Origin of the sequence: Hansschlegelia beijingensis (assembly GCF_045505405.1) — a bacterium.
In the GTDB taxonomy this organism is placed as follows: Bacteria; Pseudomonadota; Alphaproteobacteria; order Rhizobiales; family Methylopilaceae; genus Methylopila; species Methylopila beijingensis_A.
In genome coordinates, this window is record NZ_JBJKEX010000498.1 from 1 (window position 1) to 1642 (window position 1642).

Sequence of the window (1642 nt, forward strand, 5' to 3'; positions counted from 1 at the left end):
CCCGGAGATCGACACGTAGTCGTTGGAGCCGGGCTTCGCGAAGGCAAGGCACACCTCCGGGTCCGCGGCGATCTCGTCGTCCTTGTGCGACCGCGCGTCCGTCATCGAGCCCTTCTGCGCAGCAGGCGCCGAGACTCGTCTGCGCCTGCCCGACGCCGCTCTCCGCGAGCGGCAGCCACATCGCGACGGCCGTCGCGTAATCGCCCCGCGACGCGGCCCTGAAGGCTGAGTCGAGCAGCGCAGCGAGGTCGCCGTCGTCCTGCTCCTCCTCGGTCTCATCCTGGAAGGCGCTCTTGAAGAAGGTTTTGAGCCAGCTCATCAGCCCGCACCGTCGCGAGATAAGGTCGCGGCGGTCGCGACCACGCGATTGCTCACGAAGCCAGCTTCGGGATCGCGGATGACGCGAAGGCCTCCCGCCAGCGCCCATGCAGGCCCCGAGCACTGCGGCCGGGCTGCGTTCGGGAACGTCTGAACGGTCGACATTCTCGGCGATCCTCGCGCGGAGCCGCGCGACGGCGCGGTGCTTCGATCAATAGCCGAGCCGACAAGGATTGGAAGCGACCGCGCGGCCGGACCCTCACCGCGGTCGCAGAACACGTTGGGACGTAAGGCCCCGTCTATTCCAGGCGCAGGACAGCCATGCCAGGGCGTCGGTTCAACCTCACCGTCTGGCATGCCACATACCACGCAGATAATCGGGCCCTAGCGCCCTAGCCAAGGTGCGAAACCATGACCGCCATCGTCGTCGACATGATCTCCCGTTCGCCGTTCGCAAACTTCCTGTCCGGGTTCATCACCCGGTTCGACGCCTTCTTCGAAGAGCAGGGCCGCGCCATCCACCGCGCCCATCGGGACTTCCCGTTCGGCCTCTGATCCGAGGCAGATCTTCTCGCTCCAGCTTGAACCGGGTCGCTGGCCGCAGCTAGTTGTTGCGGCCAGCCCGGCCCGCGGTCTCCCGGAGGCGCAGCCGGCTCCGGAGCGGATCGATGGGCGAAACTGCCGGGATTGTAGTCGACGTTCGGGGGCTGAGATGCCCCCTCCCCGCGCTCAGGACGCTCAAGGCTCTGAGACGCGCGCCTGCGGGCGCAGTGCTGAACGTGCTGGCGGACGATCCGCTGGCTCGGATCGATGTTCCGAACGCCGCGCGGGAAGCAGGCGCGGAGCTTCTGGATATCCGTCCGGATGGCGCCGGGCTCAGCTTCCTGATCCGGTCGGCCGGTCCTCATTCCGATCAGCGCGCGTGACATCGAGGCTCGCGCGGCGGCGAATGAGATGCTAGATCACGCCCCGCGACGCAGCGCGTCGCGGGAGCGCGTAGCTCAGCTGGTAGAGCAACGGACTTTTAATCTGTAGGTCCTGGGTTCGAGTCCCAGCGCGCTCACCAAGAACCTCTTGGGGTCTTGGTCCTTTTGGAACGAGAACAGTCGCAGAACGCGGTAGCTCAGAAAAGTCTCACGTGAGATGCGTGCCGACTTCGCCGAATTGCGCGATGACGCCGAGATTTGCGCGGCGGGCTCGCGGACTGCGAACCGAGCGGTGACACGTCGGCCGGCGCCGATACGACCCGCGCAAGGTCGACGCCTGGTTCGCCCGCGACGCCACTGCCGCGGCCGCCATGGTCGACCCGAAGGACCGGGTCGCG

Annotated in this window: 3 protein-coding genes and 1 tRNA gene; 3 read left to right on the forward strand and 1 reads right to left on the reverse strand. The window is 67.1% G+C overall.

All coding sequences use genetic code 11. The annotated features are described in order from the left end of the window. Nucleotides 1–729: 729 nt before the first annotated feature. From ACIKT0_RS18030 to ACIKT0_RS18040, 3 genes are all read left to right on the forward strand, one after another. Nucleotides 730–873 carry a hypothetical protein gene (locus ACIKT0_RS18030; RefSeq protein ID WP_407106703.1) on the forward strand — a complete coding sequence of 48 codons (144 nt, stop codon included), beginning with the start codon at nt 730–732 and terminating at the stop codon, nt 871–873. 113 nt (nt 874–986) lie between these two features. Next, nucleotides 987–1244 carry a sulfurtransferase TusA family protein gene (locus tag ACIKT0_RS18035; protein WP_407106705.1) on the forward strand — a complete coding sequence of 86 codons (258 nt, stop codon included), beginning with the start codon at nt 987–989 and terminating at the stop codon, nt 1242–1244. A gap of 64 nt (nt 1245–1308) precedes the next feature. Continuing rightward, nucleotides 1309–1384: transfer RNA gene (locus ACIKT0_RS18040), tRNA-Lys, on the forward strand. A 68-nt stretch (nt 1385–1452) separates the two neighbouring features. Here the strand turns inward: ACIKT0_RS18040 and ACIKT0_RS18045 are convergent. Continuing rightward, on the reverse strand, nt 1453–1642 hold a 190-nt coding region (locus tag ACIKT0_RS18045), incomplete at its 5' end, for a hypothetical protein (RefSeq protein ID WP_407106706.1).

Excerpts from the sequence above, each read along its gene's own strand:
- ACIKT0_RS18030 (WP_407106703.1), top strand. The coding sequence starts at position 730 with ATGACCGCCATCGTCGTCGACATGATCTCCCGTTCGCCGTTCGCAAAC.
- ACIKT0_RS18035 (WP_407106705.1), top strand. The coding sequence starts at position 987 with ATGGGCGAAACTGCCGGGATTGTAGTCGACGTTCGGGGGCTGAGATGC.